General features: G+C 43.2%; 14 protein-coding genes. 7 read left to right on the top strand and 7 right to left on the bottom strand.

Annotated elements, in window-relative coordinates; all coding sequences use genetic code 11:
- Nucleotides 1-64 precede the first annotated feature (64 nt).
- The 3 genes from LP316_RS05290 to LP316_RS05280 form a co-directional block, all read right to left on the bottom strand.
- The gene (locus tag LP316_RS05290) at nt 65-859 is read right to left on the bottom strand and encodes a hypothetical protein (protein WP_193023081.1); all 795 of its coding nucleotides are present in this window, start codon (nt 857-859) and stop codon (nt 65-67) included.
- A gap of 5 nt (nt 860-864) precedes the next feature.
- On the bottom strand, nt 865-2,091 hold the full coding sequence (locus LP316_RS05285) for a M48 family metalloprotease (RefSeq protein ID WP_193023079.1): 1,227 nt from the start codon (nt 2,089-2,091) through the stop codon (nt 865-867).
- Between the two features lie 97 nt (nt 2,092-2,188).
- Nucleotides 2,189-3,058 carry a hypothetical protein gene (locus LP316_RS05280; protein ID WP_193023077.1) on the bottom strand — a complete coding sequence of 290 codons (870 nt, stop codon included), beginning with the start codon at nt 3,056-3,058 and terminating at the stop codon, nt 2,189-2,191.
- A 179-nt stretch (nt 3,059-3,237) separates the two neighbouring features.
- On the opposite strand from LP316_RS05280, the gene LP316_RS05275 reads away from it, so the two are divergent.
- Together LP316_RS05275 and hemL are read left to right on the top strand one after the other, a co-directional pair.
- Nucleotides 3,238-4,245, top strand: coding sequence for an aspartate carbamoyltransferase (locus tag LP316_RS05275; protein WP_193023075.1), 1,008 nt, complete (start codon nt 3,238-3,240; stop codon nt 4,243-4,245).
- 13 nt (nt 4,246-4,258) lie between these two features.
- Nucleotides 4,259-5,539, top strand: coding sequence for a glutamate-1-semialdehyde 2,1-aminomutase (hemL, locus tag LP316_RS05270; protein WP_193023073.1), 1,281 nt, complete (start codon nt 4,259-4,261; stop codon nt 5,537-5,539).
- A 444-nt stretch (nt 5,540-5,983) separates the two neighbouring features.
- Here hemL and mrcB read toward each other — a convergent pair whose 3' ends face one another.
- Together mrcB and hrpB are read right to left on the bottom strand one after the other, a co-directional pair.
- A complete protein-coding gene (mrcB, locus tag LP316_RS05265) occupies nt 5,984-8,371 on the bottom strand; it encodes a penicillin-binding protein 1B (RefSeq protein WP_193023071.1) in 2,388 nt (795 codons plus the stop codon).
- 59 nt (nt 8,372-8,430) lie between these two features.
- Entirely contained in the window at nt 8,431-10,962 is a 2,532-nt protein-coding gene (gene hrpB, locus LP316_RS05260) for an ATP-dependent helicase HrpB (RefSeq protein ID WP_193023069.1), read from the bottom strand.
- 38 nt (nt 10,963-11,000) lie between these two features.
- Between hrpB and thpR the strand changes: the two genes are divergently transcribed.
- Entirely contained in the window at nt 11,001-11,537 is a 537-nt protein-coding gene (thpR, locus tag LP316_RS05255; RefSeq protein ID WP_193023067.1) for an RNA 2',3'-cyclic phosphodiesterase, read from the top strand.
- Nucleotides 11,538-11,662: 125 nt separating this feature from the next.
- Nucleotides 11,663-12,058 (top strand): hypothetical protein, encoded by a 396-nt coding sequence (locus LP316_RS05250; protein ID WP_193023065.1) that lies wholly within the window; start codon nt 11,663-11,665, stop codon nt 12,056-12,058.
- A gap of 5 nt (nt 12,059-12,063) precedes the next feature.
- On the opposite strand, the gene pepB is transcribed toward LP316_RS05250, so the two are convergent.
- Entirely contained in the window at nt 12,064-13,356 is a 1,293-nt protein-coding gene (pepB, locus tag LP316_RS05245; RefSeq protein WP_193023063.1) for an aminopeptidase PepB, read from the bottom strand.
- Nucleotides 13,357-13,496: 140 nt separating this feature from the next.
- Between pepB and LP316_RS05240 the strand changes: the two genes are divergently transcribed.
- Complete coding sequence (locus LP316_RS05240; RefSeq protein WP_193023061.1) at nt 13,497-14,537, top strand: phospholipase A; 1,041 nt, start codon at nt 13,497-13,499, stop codon at nt 14,535-14,537.
- Between the two features lie 59 nt (nt 14,538-14,596).
- Here the strand turns inward: LP316_RS05240 and katG are convergent, their stop codons facing one another.
- Nucleotides 14,597-16,882, bottom strand: a complete 2,286-nt coding sequence (gene katG / locus LP316_RS05235) for a catalase/peroxidase HPI (RefSeq protein WP_193023059.1) — start codon at nt 16,880-16,882, stop codon at nt 14,597-14,599.
- Between the two features lie 240 nt (nt 16,883-17,122).
- Between katG and sfsA the strand changes: the two genes are divergently transcribed.
- Together sfsA and dksA are read left to right on the top strand one after the other, a co-directional pair.
- The gene (gene sfsA / locus LP316_RS05230) at nt 17,123-17,839 is read left to right on the top strand and encodes a DNA/RNA nuclease SfsA (protein WP_193023057.1); all 717 of its coding nucleotides are present in this window, start codon (nt 17,123-17,125) and stop codon (nt 17,837-17,839) included.
- Between the two features lie 237 nt (nt 17,840-18,076).
- Entirely contained in the window at nt 18,077-18,517 is a 441-nt protein-coding gene (gene dksA / locus LP316_RS05225; protein ID WP_193023055.1) for an RNA polymerase-binding protein DksA, read from the top strand.
- Nucleotides 18,518-18,520: the final 3 nt, after the last annotated feature.

Below are 18,520 nucleotides of genomic sequence, written 5' to 3'. Positions count from 1 at the left end.
AAACCCGAGAACTTATTTGTTGTCGGGCTTTTTTCGTACCAAGCTAAATCAGCTTAATCATTGATTATTGAACGTCAGGCACTTTTGGCGAAACGGTTTCTACTACCGTACTTTCAACCGGCTTATTCGTTAATTCACTTTTCCAAGTTAAATCGGGTAATTCACCAAACACTATTTCAGCAGGCGTTGCATCAGCAGTTGTCCCACCTTTGCGGTTCGCCCAAATAACTTTACCACTATTCGTATCAACTAATGCAACATCGATAAAAGCACCTTCGGTTGCTTGAATTGGCACTACGGCGCCTAAAGTTAAAACCCCCACTAAAACACTTGAAGCTACGTCTTTGGCGATCATACCGCTGGATTTTTCAAAACCTGAGTATTGAATCAACAATGCCGAATCGGCACCGGTTTTGTCAGCAATAATATTAAGTGCACTGCCTAAACTTGCTTGGAAGTTGGCTTTTTCCTTCTCTGACACCAAGCCTTGCTCATAAAGCTCACCCTTGGCTGTTTCCCAGGCTTCTTTAGCTTGGGTAATCGCGTATGCAAACTCTTCATCTTGCTCAATCGCTTGAGCAAAGTCGAACTCGACAACTTCAAGTGATTCACTTGCTAATTTAAATTCAGCAATAGCTTCAATTTGGCTGCGAATTAACGCTGACTTTTCTTCAAGTGGCGTATTGTCGCCATCAAAATTGATTTGCTCAATTTCAACTTGAGCTGGCAATAAAACCACCGATTGGACATTTCGAGCAACGCTCTCAAAGTCTTGGTGATGGCGAACAGTTGTTTGCGCACAGCCAGAAACCAAAATAACGGCTACTAGCACAAACAACGACTTAAACATTACACGCATTTTTTTTATCCTTCTAATTGTCTGAGTAATGAGTTGATATAACGACGATCTTTAACGTTGCTATATGAGAGATACTGTTGCAAATAAGCTTTTGCTTGCTGATTGTTTTGCTGATCGAGCGCCAACAAACCGAGTCCTTTATAGGGTAGGCTCAAGCTCGAATTTAGTGAGACTGACTTTTCAAAATAGCGTTGCGATTTGTCAAAAAATTCACTGTCGTTTTGCTCAAGCGTTGTAATTAAATCATCGTCGTAGTCTTGATCGTAGAGCCACGCATACTCACGGGCATAAGCTTTTGTTTCAGCAGCTTTAAGACGATTTGCTTCACCTAGGTAGTAATACATAAGTGCGTTATCAGGGTGAATGGTTAATTCTCTGTTTACCAAGTCTTCTGCCAACTCAAATTGCTTATTACGCAGTCTAGTTTTGATCACTAATTCGGTTAGCGAAGAGCGAAATACTTCATAATCTGGATGTTGATCTTTAGCTTTTGCTTGCCAATTCATCTGGCTAATTTTTTCTCGACCAGCTTGTGCTCGCGCGCTGATATCGGGGTGAGAGCTCCAAATTGAGCCTAGCTCTTTACCGTGCTTTTCTAAAACAAGCTTTTCTATGGCATTAATACTTTGCGACAAATCGTAATCAGTATTGGCTAAATACTCGATCGCCAGTTCATCAGCCTGCTCTTCCATCTGTCGACTAAACGACGCTAAGTCATTGATCGCGGCAAAGTAAATTAGGCCTGTGCCCATAAACATCAAATCAACAACGTGTGAACTTACGACCGTTTGCTTGCGATCAATCAATTTAATTAAGCCATGGCGCTCAACAACATGAGCAATTTCATGGGCTAAAATCAGCGCTAACTCATCTTCTGATGCCAACTGATTGATCAATCCAGCATTGAGATAAATATTGCCGTTGGGCAGTGCAAAAGCATTGAGTGAGGAATCGCGTAAAATGAAGTAGTTAATATTGATATGAGCATCAAACTCTGGCTCAATTTTTTGCGCCATATGGGCAATATAATCGTTAGCGGCTTTATTGCGAACAATTAGCCCTTGTTTGACTAGGTCGTTGTGCAATTTATTTGAGCGATTAATCAGGCTTTGCTCTTCTTCAGAGATAACAAATTGATCTGGCCTGTTGGTAAGTGACTGAACATCTTTTTTCTTTATCGTGCTGCCACAACCGAGCAAGCACAACGGCAATAACCACGCTATAACACGCATTTTCGTCCCTATTTATTATTGTTATTTTTTAATACGTTATAGTTGCTTTAACAACTTTGAAACATCATATCAGTAGCGCATTAAGTTCACTAGTTTTTTATTGGCTTGATAGATTGAGCCAGTAACGAGGCTCTTTGAGCAGGGCTTGAGAACGCTCCGAAAGAATGGGGTTGGTAAGCTGAAAGACTTTACGCTCGCTAATTGCCGCAGCTTTCAAAACTTCTTTAGTAATAGGGTGGTTTTCAAATAGCTGATCAAAGCTACCGTCTTCAATCGCAATTTCAAGACCGTTGTTGATGCGATGATAAAGCTTGGTGTTGTCTTTATTGACAAAAAAATAAAACGGCGCGGGGTATCTTAGTAAAATATGTTTTTCGACAATAAATTCAGGTTTATCGATAATTTCTGTCCAAGGTTCGTGAATGGCTCTTGGAAAGTAATCAAACCGGCGTCGAGCTAACATAGTTAAGAGTTTATCTGTCCCACCTTCAACGACATTTATACCATTGTGTTGTAATACGATGCTATCTGGCCAATCGTAGCCTTGGCCTGCACTCATTTTTCGCAACTGTTCTAATGACATATCTGGTGAAAAACGACTTTGATCACTTTGGTTAATGATGAAAATTCGATGCCCCATCATGCCCTTGAGTAGCGGTACATAAACAGCCTGCAAACGTTCCTCAAGTTCTTGACTAGTCACTCGCCAAGTAACATCAATGCCCTGATCTAGCTGAACCATAATCGATGTTCTACCTTGCGGCATTTCATAAACCACAGGGGTAAATTCATACTCACCGTGAATATCTTTTGATTTTTCGAGAGCGAGGTGCAACATATCGATGTAATACGACTGCTTAGCATCGGCGTTTTTCTTCGAAATATGGTAGCGCACGACATCTATAGCTTGTACAACTGGCACAAAGAGCATAGCTAGAAATAAAGCAAGATATAATATCGCTCGCAATGTCGCCTCTTAAACAGTTGTTCATACCATGACTTGATTATAGTCGATAATTTATTATCTAGCGTTTGGCACTAATACCATTCTCATGGTTGCTTTTTTATGCTATATTTCGCCGCAATTTTCACTTGGCCTATGGCCTGTTGTGAGCCAATTTAAGCGACTTTTTACGGCGTTACACAATGATGAATTTCCAAGGTAGTCATATCTTATCCGTTTCACAGTTTGACCGTGAGGCGATTGAAAAAATCCTACAAGTTTCAACAGCAATGATCCCATATGCAGCAAGGCAAAAGCGCTGTCATGTGCTTGAAGGTGCCATTTTAAACAACCTGTTTTTTGAACCGAGTACTCGTACTCGAGTAAGTTTTGGTACGGCGTTTAATTTACTCGGTGGCTTTGTTAGGGAAACGGTTGGCCAAGAGAATTCATCACTTGCCAAAGGTGAATCACTATACGATACCGCACAAGTTATCAGTGGTTATTCTGACGTCATTGCAATGCGCCATCCGCAGATGCATTCGGTGTCAGAGTTTGCCCAAGGCTCAAGTGTGCCGGTGATCAACGGCGGTGACGGTGCTAATGAGCATCCAACCCAAGCGTTATTAGATTTATTCACGATAAAATCTGAAATGTCTATTCATCAGCGCAGCATAGATAACTTAAATATTGCGTTAATGGGTGATCTTAAACACGGTCGTACCGTACATTCTCTATCTAAGTTGTTAAGTTTGTACAAAAACATTCACGTTACCATGATTGCCCCTGACGCGCTGCAAATGCCTGATAGCATTATTTCAACGTTGGAAAACGCTGGTCATAAAGTCACAATCACTGACAAAATTGAAGGTAATCTAGGTTGTGATGTCATTTACCAAACCCGTATTCAACAAGAGCGATTTGCTTCACCTGAAGAAGCGGATAAATATCGCGGTCATTTTAGTTTGAATAAGAAAATCTATCAGCAATACTGCAAAGATCACACAGTGATCATGCATCCTTTGCCTCGTGACTCTCGTCCAGAAGCGAACGAGCTAGATACCGACCTGAACGACTTACAAAATTTAGCTATCTTCCGCCAAGCGCAAAATGGCGTGTTAGTACGCATGGCCCTTTTTGCCCTAACACTTGGCGTGGAAGACAAACTAACCCAGTATGAAAAGCCAATTACTTGGTTTACCAACAAATAATAAGCGACACATTATGCAAAAATCAGCACAACTTTTTGAATCGGCAAAGCACATTATTCCAGGTGGCGTAAACTCACCTGTTCGCGCCTTTAATGGCGTAGGTGGCGAGCCTTGTTTTATTGAAAGAGCAGACGGCGCTTATATCTATGATGCCGATGGTAAAAAATATATTGATTACGTAGGCTCATGGGGGCCTATGATTTTAGGTCACAACCACCCAGCAATTAAGCAAGCGGTCATTGATACCGCACAAAACGGTTTAAGTTTTGGCGCGCCAACCGCACTTGAAATTACCATGGCCGAAAAAGTACGCGAACTTGTGCCTTCAATGGAAAAGCTGCGTATGGTTAGCTCGGGTACTGAAGCGACTATGTCGGCAATTCGCTTAGCGCGTGGTTACACCGGCCGCGACAAAATTTTAAAGTTTGAAGGCTGTTACCACGGTCATGCTGACTCACTATTAGTGAAAGCAGGCTCTGGTGCATTAACGCTTGGCGTACCGAGCTCGCCGGGCATTCCTGAATCATTTGCCCAGCACACGTTAACAGTAAGCTTTAACAACCTTGACGAAGTAAAACAAATTTTTGCTGAATTAGGTGATGAAATCGCTTGTATTATTGTTGAGCCAGTTGCCGGTAACATGAACTGTATCCCACCAGTTGAGGGTTTCTTAGAGGGCTTGCGCGACATCTGTGATCAATACGGTAGTGTATTAATTTTCGACGAAGTGATGACCGGTTTTCGCGTAGCTTTAGGCGGCGCACAAGCGTTTTACAATGTAAAACCTGACTTAACGACGTTAGGTAAAGTGATTGGCGGTGGTATGCCTGTTGGCGCATTTGGTGGTAAAGCTGAAATTATGGAATACATCGCACCGGTTGGCCCTGTTTACCAAGCAGGGACTTTATCGGGCAACCCAATCGCGATGGCTGCCGGTTTAGCTTCATTAAACGAGTTATCGACTGGCGACAAGCACACACAACTATCAGCGGCAACAGAAAAGCTAGCGATGGGCTTTAAAGCTGCGGCAGAGCGCAATGGTGTATCACTAAGTATTAACTACGCTGGTGCTATGTTTGGCTTTTTCTTTACCGATGAAGAAACCGTAACCACTTACCAACAGGCAACACAGTGTGATGCTGAGAAGTTCAAGCGCTTCTTCCACTTAATGTTAGATGAAGGTGTTTACCTTGCGCCATCAGCATTTGAAGCGAGTTTCTTATCAACAGCACATACCGATGAAGAAATCGAAGCTACCTTAGCAGCAGCAGATCGCTGTTTTGCCAAGTTATAAGTCACGTTGAGATTACCGCATCGATAATTGCTCCTGCATTATTCCACTTACCTACATCCATGTAGGCATTCGCGGTAATGACGGTAAGAGTCATACCCGATTAGTCGGGTATCTCTCAAGAGCAACGTCATACCCGAGCAGTCGGGTATCCCTCAAGAGCAACGTCATACCCGAGCAGTCGGGTATCCCTCAAGAGCAACGTCATACCCGAGCAGTCGGGTATCCCTCAAGAGCAACGTCATACCCGAGCAGTCGGGTATCCCTCAAGAGCAACGTCATACCCGAGCAGTCGGGTATCCCTCAAGAGCAACGTCATACCCGAGCAGTCGGGTATCCCTCAAGAGCAACGTCATACCCGAGCAGTCGGGTATCCCTCAAGAGCAACGTCATACCCGAGCAGTCGGGTATCTCTTTTCATCCAAGATGGCTACATAAGATAACCTTTTATTCACCATCTTTTTTACCAAACAAACGTTCAAACCACGATTTCTTCTTTGGCTGCTCTTCGGATTCAGCGACTGTTGTTTTACTGCAATTAAGTCCTTTGGCAACACTTGCTTTAAACGCTAAATATTGGCTGCTGTTATCACACTTTTTCGCTAATAATGTGCCATCTTTATTGTCGAACCAAGCATAGGCGACGTCATCGCGATATTGCGTTGGTAGGCTTTGCGCACCAAGGCGTTTGATGAATTCACTAAATAATACCAAAGCGCCACTACTACCGGTTAAATTGGTCGGTTGATTATCGTCTTTACCCAACCATGTGGTCACTAAATAACGATTGTCGTAACCGATAAACCAAGTATCGCGCTGATCGTTGGTTGTCCCCGTTTTACCGGCTAAGTTAACACCTTTAACTCGCCAAGTGAGTGCGCGTGCACTGCCTTGCTTGGTGACTTGTTGTAGGCCGTAATCAACTAATTGCCCCGCTTGTGAAGAGAGAATAACCGCTTCGTTTGAGCGATGTTGGTAGAGGGTTTCACCATAACTGGAAATCACTTTTTTAACGGCATGAGTTTGGCGATAAACCCCTTGCGTTGCCAAGGTGACATAGACTTGGTTGATTTCATAAGGCGTCATATTTAATGCGCCGAGCAACATTGATGGTCTGAGTTCGCTAGCGTCAAGCTGATAACCGAATGACGCCAATGCTGAAGCGACATTTTCAAGCCCTAGCGTCATGCCTAAATTTACCGTTGGCACATTAAGCGAATAGATCAAGGCATCAAACAAGCTCACTTGGCCTCTAAACTTATCATCGTAATTATTTGGTCGCCACTCCTGGCCACTATCACTCACTAGCACTAAAGGTTTATCCGCGAGAATAGTGCCGTAATTGTATTGCTGATAGCGCTCTAATGCGGCGGCAAAAATCACAGGCTTTATTAGTGAGCCAATTTGTCGTTTTGCGGCAAGCGCTCGGTTAAAACCAGCATAACCTAATGATTTACCGCCAGATAGGGCAACAATTTCACCAGTATTGAAGTCAGTCACTATCATTGCGGCTTGCAAGTCAGTTTGCTCGCGCTCTTTCTCAAGGGTTTGCAAGCTGCTGTCTAATGTTTGTGTCAGTTTTTGCTGTGCGATAACATCAAAACCGGTAAAGACTTTAATGCCTGAAAGTAACGCGTCTTGCGGCAAATTATCACGTAACTCTTGTTTAACTAACTGAATATAATCTGGATATTTTTGTTTGCTGATTCGGCGGTTTTCGCGCACGGTCAACTCACTATTTACCGCAAATTGATACTCTTCTCGCTCAATAATATGCGCCTGAAACATCAGCTTTAACACTAAGTTTCTGCGCTCAAGTGCACGCTCAGGGTAACGCCACGGATCGTAATAGCTCGGCCCTTTTACTTGAGCAACTAGCAACGCCATCTGACTAGCGGATAGTTGATTAATTGAGTTGCCAAAATAAAAGTCTGCCGCCAAACCAAAACCATAGATACCATTGGCGTAATGTTGACCTAAATAAACCTCATTCATATAGGCTTCAAGCAACTGATCTTTGCTGTAGCGATATTCTAAAATCAGCGACATTAAGGCTTCATTGACTTTGCGCCAAATGGTTTTATCGCGCGTTAAATACATGTTTTTAACGAGTTGTTGGGTTAAGGTTGATCCTCCTTGTACGGTGCGGCCGGCAACAATATTGGCATACAAGGCACGCAAAATACCTAGGGGTGAAATGCCTTTGTGAAAATAAAAATCGCGATCTTCAACCAATAGTAAAGTGTCAATTAGCTGTTCAGGGATTTCTTGCAATGGGGTGATAACCCTATCTTCATTACTTTTCGGTACGATGCGGTCAATGAGAATCGGCTCTAATACCGCCGTATCGGCAGGTGTATTATCGTGATATATCTCACTGATTTTGCCCTTGGTAACATCGATTGTGATCTTTAACGGATCAGGGGTCGATTTAGCAATATGAGGTGTAATCGCGCGACGATAGATAATCACGCGTTTACTCGATACCGCATATTCACCCGGATTACTCACCTTAGTTACTTTGTGGTAGTGACTTAGCTTTAAATAACGCGTCAATTGGCTAATCGATAACGGATCACCACGGCTGTATACCGGCGTTTTACCAAATACTTGAATCGGTACTTGCCAGCGCTGCCCTTCAAAAGTATCCCTGACTTTGGCATCTAAATAAATACCGTAAAAAACAAGACAAATCGTCGACACTAGCGCTAATTTAAGCAGGAAATAAATCCCTTTCTTGCCCCACCATTTATGCGGTGACGACTGCTCAGCGCTACTTTGCTTTTTCGTTTTAGCTGACGGTGATTTTTTCGGGGGTCTACTCGGTGATGCCATTAACGGTACAATCTATTTTTTTAATTATGTTACTCGATAGTGCAAACCAATAACAAACGCTAGTTTTTGATAAAGCGTTTAGTTTTGTTGGTTGGCACTGCGTTTGCGGGATCATCTGGCCAATAGTGCTTAGGGTAGCTGGCCTTCATATCCTTTTGCACCGCTTTATAACTGCCTTGCCAAAACTGGCTGAGATCACTCGTTATTTGAATCGGTCGATTAGCCGGCGACATGAGTTCAAGTACTAAACCCACACCTTTACCACGATCAATATCACCAATTTGTGGCGATTGAGCAAGGCCATAGATTTCCTGCATCGGCAATGACACTTTAGGTGGATTGATTAAGTCATAAGTGATCCGACACTTTCGCCCCGTTGGGCCGACATAGTAAGTTGGCGCCAACTTCTCCAGTAACTGCTGTTGCTGATAGTCAAGCAAGTGAAGCAGTAATTCTTCAAGCTTGAGCCGATCAAGTGCTTTTTTGCTTTGGCACTCACTCGCATAAGGTAATAGCCAGGTATCGAGCTCTGCTAGTAAATAGGGTTCGGTTAGCTCGGGTAAGCCAAGTTGTGGTTGAAAACGATTGAGCCATTGCCAACGCAATTTAACCTGCTCTGCTGCTTCAGACCAAGCAAGCCATGCTAACCCTTGCTGCGCTATTTGCTGCCGCCATAGTTGAGCAACACTCTCTTGGGTTAACGCTTGGCTTTGCGCGGCTCGGCTGATCACTAATTGTTCTAATAACTGGCATTCATTGGCGGTAATTTTATCTAGCTTGGCATCATAAGCGCACACTAACTCCGTATACTGCTTGGCCAGCTGCCACTGTTTTATTTGCTCGAGTGAGATTGGGCACGCGATACGAATAGTTAGCTTTTGCTCTACTTGGCTAAGTTGCGCGACAGCCAAAAACGCATGCTCACACAAGGTATCTTCATGATCAAGCTGATAGCCTTTATTAAATAATGAGACATAACTGCCTTGCTGATTGCGCGCTTTCGCAATGCGCTCGGGAAAAGCCCACGCAACCAAAACACCTGTTAACGATATAGGCAATTGCTGATATGTGCTTTGACATTCACCTTGATAACGAGCAAATAGCTGCTTTATCTGTTTAAAAATAAAGCCAAAGCGCTTTTCTCCTTGGTTTATCAAGTAATCTATCCGTTGATGCAAACTTGCGTTGTTGCGCCCTATTGATGCTGAAAAAATATCTTTTTGCTCTAACATCGCGGCGACAATACAGGCTAATAAGGTAAAGCCAGTTTCTCCCGCTATCTCTGCCTGATAAGCCCGCTCTATCATATGAGCAAAGCGCGGATGGCACGAAAGCTTTGCACAGGCATCGCCATGTTTGGTCAATTTGTGATGAGTATCAGTCAAACCTAGTTGTGCAAGTGTTTGCCATGCTTGCTGTTCAACAAAAGCTTTAGGCAAGGTTAATAGTGGTAATTGCTTGAGTGCTGCTACGCCCCACCTGCTAGCCTCAAGGGCAATAGGGACGATATCAGCTTGTAACATCGCTAATGGCGAGTGCTTTGCCATACGTTCAAAATCACTTTGTCCGTATAACCGTAAACATTTACCGGCCATTAAACGCCCTGCACGGCCTGCACGCTGAATAGCTGATGCTTGACTAATTTTAGTCAGGCTGAGTCGGTTAGTTTGGGTGTTTTGATCAAAGATCGCCTGCTTTTCGAGGCCGGAGTCGATTACCAAATTTACGCCATCAATAGTTAAACTGGTTTCAGCAATATTGGTAGCTAGAACTACTTTTGTTGAACCAGATTGCGCTGGTGATATGGCTTCTTGTTGATCAGCAAGGGGCATATCGCCAAATAAGCAGGCGATTTCAAGGTTGGGTAGTTTTTGAGCTAACGCTTGGGCGACTTTTTCAATGTCCGCTCGACCTGGCAGAAACACCAATGCTGTCCCCGTGTGCTGGCTAACGGCCAGACTGGTGCATTGAATTAAATGATCGCGCCAAAACTGTTGGGTTGGACAAGGCGCATACGCTATTTCAACCGGATGCGATTTACCTTCACTTATTAGCACATTGGCATTGGGCAATTGCTCGGTGAGCTCTTGAGTTGCCAGTGTTGCCGACATTAACATGAGCTTAAGATCGTCGCGCAAGCCATCTTGAATATCGCGCGCTAAGGCAAAGGCAAAGTCGGCTTGGCTTGAGCGCTCGTGAAATTCATCAAATAAAATACAACTCACATCACTGAGCTCTGGGTCGGCTTGCATCAAACGAATCAAGACCCCTTCTGTGATCACCTCAAGCTCGGTTGCCGAGCTAACTTTGGTATCATTGCGCAGGCGATAACCAATACGCTGGCCAACCGGCTCACCTAATTGCTTTGCCAAATATAAGGCAATATTTTTAGCAGCAACACGCCTCGGTTGAAGCAAAAGTGTTTTGCCCTGTGTCGGCTTTTCAAGCAACCACAAAGGCAAAACCGTTGATTTACCGGCACCTGGAGGAGCAACTAATAATGTTAGCGGATGCTGAGCAAGGCTTGTTAATACCTGCGATTTTATAGATTCAATTGGAAACACGACTTGCCTCGTTTTAAAAGCTAACATAGTCTATCAAAACCGAGATAAAATGATAAACGCAAACCATGGCTAGACTGTTTATAGCGCTAGATATTGCCCCTGCAAGTAAACAATACATTGCTAAGTGTGCCGAGTTAATTCATCACCAAGGTATGCGCGTGATCCCTTCAGCAAACTATCATTTAACCCTGTTTTTTTTAGGTGAGGTTGAACTTGATGCTCAAGCTATTTTAATTGGTGAAATCAGCAACAGATTAGCAACCAAGCCAATATCATCGTTCAATTATCAATTGGCTCACCTAGGATTATTTAACAAGCCAAAAGTTGCTTATTTGGGGCTCAAGCATATTCCGGCACCACTTAGTCAACTTGCCAATATAATCAACGAGGTAGTGGCAAAGCTCGGTTTTGTCAATCAGCACAATCGGTTTATCCCGCATATAAGCATCTTTCGCAAGGCCAAAGCACTGCCAAGTGACGTGGTATTGAGGAGCGTTTTACCCTGCCAAGTTACAGCGACAAGTTTTAGTTTATATCACTCGGTTTCAACGGCTAGCGGCGTACAATACCAAGCTATTCATACTTGGGCTCTTAATAATTAATTGAAAAGACAACAAATAAAAAGTTGCGAAATTCAAAAAACCTGCTTACTTGGCAAGTTCAAAGAAACTTGATACTGCTATGGTCCGGTCAAAATTCAACCAAAGCAGGGATTGACGGAGGCATAATGACAGAGCAGGCATACAAGATAACCGCACAGGGCAACATTCTATTTGTTGATGCTTCAGGCCCATTTGATTTTGAAACTATGCTTGAATATAAGTCGGAAACACTTGATGCAGTAGAAAAAATCAAAGACAAACCGTGGGGCTGCATTGCTTGTTTTCACGGTGGTGGCGTTTTTTCTCCTGAAGCAGAAGAAGAGTTAATTGCACTGACCAAAGAGCGGATGAAAAAAAATATGGCAGCGCTTGCCACCGTGCTTCAAGACAGTCAGCAAGCCGATATTCAGCAAATGCAGCTTAGTCGCGTATATGAGCGTTGTAACACCAAATACCATATTTTTAGCGATGTCAAAGCTGCCGAGCAGTGGCTTGCCAACTACTTAAAAACTAAACAATAAATTGTTTAGCTGTCATGCATGAGTTGGGCAATAGTAGCAATACCTAAGCCCGTTGCACCGGCCGCCCACATCGCATTACTGTTGGCATTGTAGGCCGCAGCAATATCCAAGTGTACCCAGCCTTTACCTTCATTTGGTACAAATCGCGATAAAAAGCCCGCAGCATTGCTTGCACCACCAGCGCCACCGCCTTTTTGCGTGGTTGAATTAGCTGTTGTTGCAAATGCCGATGGACATTTTTCTTGGTGCCATGGCTCAAGCGGTAATTGCCAAATCGGCTCTTTGACCTGACGCGCAATTGCCTGTGTTTTATCGGCTAACTCCTGATCTAAAGAAAACATCGCGGTGTATTCACCACCAGTTGCTAACACCGCTGCACCGGTTAACGTTGCCGCATCAATAATCAGTGGCGTGCCCGTCTCACCCGCCGCCATTAAACCATCTGCCAGTACTAAACGACCTTCCGCATCAGTATTGGCGATTTCTACACTAACACCATTTTTATACGTTAAAATATCACCTAATTTATAGGCATGGCCGGCAATCATGTTTTCTGCACAACATAAAAATAGCTTAGCGCGTTTATTAAAGCCTTGTTTAATCGCGAGCGCGAACGCGCCGGCAACCACTGCCGCACCGCCCATATCACATTTCATATCAAACATGCCTGCGCTTGGTTTGATGCTATAACCACCGCTATCGAAAGTAATTCCTTTACCGACTAAACAAGCCGCCACTGGTGCGTTTTCATCACCCGTTGGGTTGTAATCGATTTCAAGCAAACACGGTGGATGCTGACTTGCCATACCAACGTGATAAATACCTGTCCAACCAGCATCTTCAAGTGCTTCACCCGTTGTTAAGGTGCCGCTGATATGATCTGGCGCTAGATCTGTTAAAAAGTCGATGGTTTTCTTCGCCAAGCTCACAGGATAAAGCTCTGCTGGCGTTTGATTCGTTAAATCACGGCTCCAAGCGTATACCGCTAGCTTATCTGTTAACGATTTCGCATTGGGACCACAAAACTCAACGGCAGTTAACTTGCCAACAGCAGTAAAACCTAGGGCAAATGCCCACTGGCTTTCATCATTCCAAGCGTCGCCAGCCAAAACCGCTTTTTCGAGCCCCATAGCCTCAATTTTTCTGCCAGCCTGTTGTACCTGACGCAACAGATAGGGATCCTTTTCACTCACGTAAACATAAATATCTTGGCCAACAAGCTGTTCGCGTTTTTCTTGTTGCCAGTCTTTAGCTTTAGGTGTGTAAGTTAAATAGATGTTAGGTTGAGTTGATGTCATGCACAGTATCCTAAGAATGTATCTTGATGATTGTATGAAGTGAACATCCGAGAAAGATCACGAATTTTTAGCCACTTTATGTTTATTTGTCGTGTAATTGCTTACAATGTTGACAACTTTTCAATAAATATTAAATCGTTATGAAACAACATTGCTTGGCCATTAGCCTCTTCTCTTTATTATCGCCAACTTTTGCCCACGCGACAAATGAAGAAGCATGTGTGTTAGCTTTATATCAAACAGGCGATAGAAGCTTAACTCTAGAAGAAATGCGTAAGCAATGCCAACCCAAAACGCTGAACAGCAAGGATAAAACGCTGGAAGTGAGTGAGCCTTCGCTAACTAAAGTAGCTAAAGCACCCAATAAAAAAGGTAAGCTAACAAAGCGTATTGAAGAAGAAAAAAAATCTGCCTTTGAACCTTATGTGATTACTCCCCACCGCATGAACTATGTGATGCCAGTATTAACCTCAAGTGGTATGAATCCAGACGCCTATAAGCTCGTGCCTGGGTATAACGAAAACTTTGAAGATTTAGAAACTAAGTTTCAGCTTAGTATTAAACTACCACTCAATACTCGGGACTTATTTATTGAAGGCGACGCCTTGTATTTTGCTTTTACCATTGAGGCATGGTGGCAAATATACTCTCACAACATTTCAAAGCCATTTAGAGAAACTAACTACCAACCTGAGTTTTTTTACGGCCTACCGTTAGACTGGCAACCTTTTGGTGGTAACACATTGCTACTCGTGGGGGTTGAACATCAATCTAATGGTAAATCACAGTTGCTGTCTCGCAGTTGGAACAGGGCTTATCTGAACTTCCTATGGGAAAAAGATGATTTTGCGCTATCGCTAAGACCTTGGTATCGCTTTAAAGAAAAAGAAAAGGAATTTATTTTAGATCCCGATGGCGACGACAACCCTGATATTCTCGACTATATGGGGCATTATGAGCTAGCGATGAGTTACCAGTGGAATACTCTCGCTTTTGGTTTTATTGGCCGTTATAACTTTGCCACTCACAACGGCTCGGGCGAGCTTGGTGTGACCTTCCCTATTTATGGCAAACTCAAAGGCTACGCTAATGTCTTTACCGGTTATGGTGAAAGCTTAATTGATTACAATCACAATCAAACGCGGGTTGGCCTTGGTTTTACCGTAAACGACTTATTCTAAGAAATAAAAAAACGCATACCTAGGTATGCGTTTTTTTGGCTTGATAAACGAATTAGCGTTTACAGCTGATGACGTAAATCAAAGCGGTCTAACTGCATCACTTTGTGCCACGCTTTAACAAAGTCTTCAGCAAATTTTTGCTTCGCATTATCGTAAGCGTAAACTTCTGCAATTGCGCGTAATTCAGAGTTAGAGCCAAAGATTAAGTCAACGGTAGTTGCTGTATATAGCTTCTTGCCCGTTTTACGGTCAAAGCCTTCGTATAAACCTTCAACTTTTGAGCGCTTCCACGTTGTTGACATATCTAACAAATTAACAAAGAAGTCATTTGATAATGTACCAACTTTGTCGGTTAATTGGCCGTGAGTACTACCTTGAGCATTCGCACCTAAGTTACGTAAACCACCAACTAACACGGTCATTTCAGGCACTGTTAAATTTAACTGGTCAGCTTTATCAACTAGCATTTCTGCTGGTGAGCGGTAGCTTTCGTCACGGTTGAAGTAGTTTCTAAACGCGTCTGCTTTTGGCTCAAGTAAATCAAACGACTTAATATCTGTTTGCGCTTGAGTTGCATCAGTACGACCTGGAGTAAATGGCACTGAAACCTTAACGCCCGCGTCTTTTGCGGCTTTTTCGATACCAGCAGCACCTGCTAGCACAATAACATCAGCCATTGAAACACGTTTACCTTTCGGCAATGACTTATTGAACTTCTGCTGTACTGACTTTAACTGGCCTAATACTTTAGCAAGTTCTTTAGGGTTATTTACCGCCCAATCTTTTTGAGGCGCTAGCATAATGCGCGCACCATTAGCACCGCCGCGCATGTCTGATGCTCTAAAGCTTGCCGCTGACGCCCAAGCTGTACGTACTAACTCATCAACACTTAAGCCTGTTTTCAAAATTTCTTTTTTCAACTTACTCGCGTCTTTATCATTGATCAGCTTGTGAGTAACACTTGGTACTGGATCTTGCCAAATAAGCGATTCAGTTGGTACGTTATCGCCTAAGTAGCGCGCTCGCGGGCCCATATCACGGTGAGTTAACTTATACCATGCTTTAGCAAATGCTAAGCGGTACTCTTCAGGGTTTGCTAAGAAGTGCTCAGCAATTTTCTTGTACGCCGGGTCATATTTTAATGCTAGATCAGCTGTCGTCATCACAGGTGAGTTAAACTTACCCTCAACATGGGCATCAGGTACCGATTTGCGCAATGACTCATCAGTTGGGATCCATTGAATTGCACCAGCTGGGCTACGAGTTTGTTCCCACTCAAAGTTAAGTAAGTTTTGTAGGTATAGGGTTGTCCACTGCGTTGGCGCTTGAGTCCAAGCCCCTTCTAAACCACTAGTAACGGTATCTTCAGAATGACCTTTACCACATTTATTTTTCCAACCTAAACCTTGTTCTTCGATTGCTGCGCCGCCGGGCTCTTTACCAACACATTCTGAAGGTTTATGAGCACCGTGCATCTTACCGAATGTGTGACCACCGGCAATTAAGGCAACCGTTTCTTCATCGCTCATCGCCATGCGACCAAAGGCAATGCGGATGTTTTTCGCAGAACCAATAGGATCAGGTTTACCGCGAGGGCCTTCAGGATTAACGTAAATTAACCCCATATGAGTCGCGCCTAACGGGCGTTGTAATTTACCGTCTTTTTCTTCGCGATCACTGGCTAACATTTCAACTTCTGGGCCCCAGTAAACTAAGTCTGGTTCCCAATCATCAGCACGACCACCGGCAAAACCATAGGTTTGAAAGCCCATGTTTTCTAGGCCAACAGTACCAGCTAAGATCATTAAATCGCCCCAAGAAATGCTTGCACCGTATTTTTGCTTCAACGGCCAAAGTAAGCGTTTTGCTTTATCTAGGTTGCCGTTATCTGGCCAACTATTGAGTGGATCAAAACGCATTTGACCACCATCTCCGCCACCGCGACCATCTAACGTACGATAGGTACCCGCACTGTGCCAAGCAAGACGGATGAATAGCGGTCCATAGTTACCCCAGTCAGCTGGCCACCAATCTTGTGAAGTGGTTAATAACTTATTGAGATCTTTCTTCAATTCCGCCATATCAAGCTCACTAAAAGCTTTAGCGTAATCAAAGTCAGCGCCATGTGGATTCGAACGGCTATCTTGTGAGCGTAGTGGCGATAAATCGAGTTGCTCTGGCCACCAAAACTGGTTTGATTTAGCTTGGCCCATAGCAACATGGCCACTGCCTTTAGCGCCTTTAGGTTTTGAAATCTCTTGCCCCGCGTACAAACTTGCAGAAGCAAAGACCAGTGTTAGCGAGCTTGCTAACACGGTTTTTTTAATACTCGACATTTTACTCATAACTTTCACCTTAAGTTGTATTTTTATTAGGTAAGTCAACTCAGTTGTCGTTTACCGTTTTTCTAAAATTTTAAAACACGTCGATTTAGAACCTTTTCAGTGTAGGAAGCGATTGAAATTTTAGAAAATTAATTAATTAGATTCACATAATCGAAAAAAACAATTAGGCTAGCACCTGCGAATTACCTAACTTGTTTATTCCAAATAGCCAATTCTTAATCAAAACCAAAAGTAGTAATGATGACGACTTCTCTTTCCCTGCAACAAGCAACTTTAATTCAACGCTATAAGCGCTTTTTAGCCGACGTGACGCTCGCAGATAACACGACAACCACAATTCATGTTGCCAACACAGGCGCAATGACAGGTTGCGCCGAAAAAGGCGATCGCATTTGGTATAGCACTTCAAGTAACAAGCAGAGAAAATACCCGTTTAGCTGGGAATTTACCGAAAAAGCCAATGGCGATTTAATTTGTGTAAATACCCACAAAGCCAATGACTTTGTTGATGAGGCGTTAAAAACAGGCCAAATTCAGGAGTTTAGCGAATTCGAAGCTATTGAACGCGAAGTGAAGTACGGTGAAGAAAAAAGCAAAATAGATTTTTTAATTACCAATAAAAGGGGGCAAAAAACCTATATTGAAGTTAAAAGCGTAACCTTACTAGAAGATGACCAGGGTTATTTCCCTGACGCCAAAACGACGCGTGGTCAAAAGCATTTGCGAGAACTCATCGCTATGGTCGAAGCTGGCCACCAAGCTTGTTTACTATTCTTTGTTATGCACAACGGGATCAAGAATGTGAAGCCTGCATGCCATATTGACCCGATTTACGGACAGCTAATAAAACAGGCTAGCCAAGCAGGCGTGCAAATCATTGCCTATAAAGCCCACTTCGCTGAATCTAATGCTGCGATTTCAATTGAACAGGTTGCACCAGTTACCGTATTGATTTAAAAGATAAAAATAAATTTATTGTCGATTAGAGTTGACGAACATGCAGTTTACTTGATAAAAACCTTGTTCCTTGCAACAAAAACTAATAATAAAAAAGTTCTCCAGAGACTTGAATTGTTGTGAAACAAGCACAATATAGGCGTTTTAAATAATTTAAGCCTGTATTTTATTGGCAATTGCAACCTTAAGGGGTCTGTGAAGCAACCTTAAGGGCTATGAAGCATTAGGAGATTACGCATGCCAAACAAAAAAGCTCTAGGTATTTTAGCGCTAGCTGGTGTTGAACCATACCAAGAAAAAGCAAATGAAGAATATATGAGTGCAGAACAGTTAAAGCACTTCAAACTCATTTTAGAAGCTTGGCGCACTCAGTTACGCGAAGAAGTTGACCGCACCGTAACTCATATGAAAGACGAAGCTGCAAACTTCCCTGATCCTGTAGACCGCGCAGCACAAGAAGAAGAGTTCAGTTTAGAACTGCGCACTCGTGACCGCGAGCGCAAACTCATCAAGAAAATTGAAAAAACATTACAACTTATCGAAGAAGATGATTTTGGTTTCTGTAACTCATGTGGCATTGAAATCGGTATTCGCCGTTTAGAAGCACGCCCAACCGCTGATTTGTGTATTGAATGTAAAACGTTAGCAGAAATTAAAGAGCGTCAACTCGCCGGCTAATCC

The sequence above is a fragment of the Thalassotalea sp. LPB0316 genome, assembly GCF_014898095.1.
In the GTDB taxonomy this organism is placed as follows: Bacteria; Pseudomonadota; Gammaproteobacteria; order Enterobacterales; family Alteromonadaceae; genus Thalassotalea_G.
The sequence above is the reverse complement of the archived record's forward strand: the minus strand, read 5'-3'. Positions and strand labels throughout refer to the sequence as shown.

Bases quoted from the DNA above. Each gene is read 5' to 3' on its own strand.
- LP316_RS05290 (WP_193023081.1), bottom strand. From the start codon at position 859: ATGCGTGTAATGTTTAAGTCGTTGTTTGTGCTAGTAGCCGTTATTTTG.
- LP316_RS05285 (WP_193023079.1), bottom strand. From the start codon at position 2,091: ATGCGTGTTATAGCGTGGTTATTGCCGTTGTGCTTGCTCGGTTGTGGC.
- LP316_RS05275 (WP_193023075.1), top strand. From the start codon at position 3,238: ATGATGAATTTCCAAGGTAGTCATATCTTATCCGTTTCACAGTTTGAC.
- hemL (WP_193023073.1), top strand. From the start codon at position 4,259: ATGCAAAAATCAGCACAACTTTTTGAATCGGCAAAGCACATTATTCCA.
- mrcB (WP_193023071.1), bottom strand. From the start codon at position 8,371: ATGGCATCACCGAGTAGACCCCCGAAAAAATCACCGTCAGCTAAAACG.
- hrpB (WP_193023069.1), bottom strand. From the start codon at position 10,962: ATGTTAGCTTTTAAAACGAGGCAAGTCGTGTTTCCAATTGAATCTATA.
- thpR (WP_193023067.1), top strand. From the start codon at position 11,001: ATGGCTAGACTGTTTATAGCGCTAGATATTGCCCCTGCAAGTAAACAA.
- LP316_RS05250 (WP_193023065.1), top strand. From the start codon at position 11,663: ATGACAGAGCAGGCATACAAGATAACCGCACAGGGCAACATTCTATTT.
- pepB (WP_193023063.1), bottom strand. From the start codon at position 13,356: ATGACATCAACTCAACCTAACATCTATTTAACTTACACACCTAAAGCT.
- LP316_RS05240 (WP_193023061.1), top strand. From the start codon at position 13,497: ATGAAACAACATTGCTTGGCCATTAGCCTCTTCTCTTTATTATCGCCA.
- katG (WP_193023059.1), bottom strand. From the start codon at position 16,882: ATGAGTAAAATGTCGAGTATTAAAAAAACCGTGTTAGCAAGCTCGCTA.
- sfsA (WP_193023057.1), top strand. From the start codon at position 17,123: ATGACGACTTCTCTTTCCCTGCAACAAGCAACTTTAATTCAACGCTAT.
- dksA (WP_193023055.1), top strand. From the start codon at position 18,077: ATGCCAAACAAAAAAGCTCTAGGTATTTTAGCGCTAGCTGGTGTTGAA.